This window comes from Leuconostoc sp. BM2, assembly GCF_002095565.1.
Taxonomy (GTDB): Bacteria; Bacillota; Bacilli; order Lactobacillales; family Lactobacillaceae; genus Leuconostoc; species Leuconostoc falkenbergense.
Genome location: NZ_MOWQ01000098.1, coordinates 1 through 1,057 on the forward strand (window position 1 = coordinate 1; position 1,057 = coordinate 1,057).

At 38.6% G+C, this 1,057-nt stretch carries 3 protein-coding genes; all 3 read left to right on the forward strand.

Going from position 1 to position 1,057, the window contains the following annotated elements:
• Nucleotides 1–359, forward strand: a 359-nt coding sequence (locus BMG01_RS10565; protein WP_143472304.1) for a DDE-type integrase/transposase/recombinase, incomplete at its 5' end; no start/stop codon positions are given.
• A gap of 46 nt (nt 360–405) precedes the next feature.
• Nucleotides 406–606: a peptidoglycan amidohydrolase family protein gene (locus tag BMG01_RS11695; RefSeq protein ID WP_369802605.1), complete on the forward strand. Its 201-nt coding sequence runs from the start codon at nt 406–408 to the stop codon at nt 604–606.
• Nucleotides 607–866: 260 nt separating this feature from the next.
• The coding region (locus BMG01_RS10575) for a helix-turn-helix domain-containing protein (RefSeq protein ID WP_139968519.1) at nt 867–1,057 on the forward strand (191 nt) is incomplete at its 3' end.

Sequence of the window (1,057 nt, forward strand, 5' to 3'; positions counted from 1 at the left end):
ATCCTGAGAAGAGAAAAGTATTGGGCTATAAAATTGGCGATACAATGACAGCCGAGCTAGCCACAAGTGCCTTACAGATGGCGTTAGATAAGCATCGAAAGCCAGTCATTATTCATTCAGATATGGGGTCACAATACACGAGTGCTGAGTTTAATATTAAATGTCAAAATTATGGCTTGAAACATTCATATTCACTCAAAGGCCATCCGTACGATAATGGCCGTATGGAAGCGTTTCATTCAATATTGAAGCGTGAAGAGGTTTATTTGAAGGCATACCAAACATTAACTGAAGTCCAAGCAGCCATTGGTTGGTATATCAATTTTTATAATAGTAATCGTATCTCAAATGTTGCTTAATTAACTGAATAAAAATAGTCCAATTTATTGACTTCTGAGCATCTTTATCTGGGGCAAAAATTATGGCGCTGGCGCCGGCGGTATTTCTCATACTGGATTGTTCATGGATGATGGTGATACGATAATTCATTCATCATGGTATACCGCCGGTAGGAAAAACGAAGCGGTTGTGCCAACCAATCACAATAACTACTGGGCGCTGGATAACAGACCCGAATATCATTTTTTCCACTGTGTAGGAAAATAATACCACGTCAGCAATTTTAACAACCGGCAGTTAATCTCAAAACATAAAACGATTAATTCCGTGTTATTGTTGATTATCGGTCGATGAGTGGTGAGCGTGACAAATTCGCTTGGATTCGTGGGTCGATAGATTATTATCAATATCACAGTGATTTTACTTAACTAATGGTAGATTGTAAAATTAAACCGAACACTTGAATAAAAAAGCCGCAGCGCCTTTAATGGTAATTGTCCAAAACAACCATAAAGGAACTGCGACTCATGACTAGTTTATCATCTCAAGAACGTACTGTCATTCAAACTTTGCTGGAATTGAATTATTCGATTCGTGCCATTGCGCGCTTTATTAAACGCTCTCCTTCAACCGTTTCGATTGAAATTCATCAAGTTACACCCTATAAAGCTGAGATTGCTCATGCGTTGGCATTGAAAAAACGTCATCTACGTGGTCG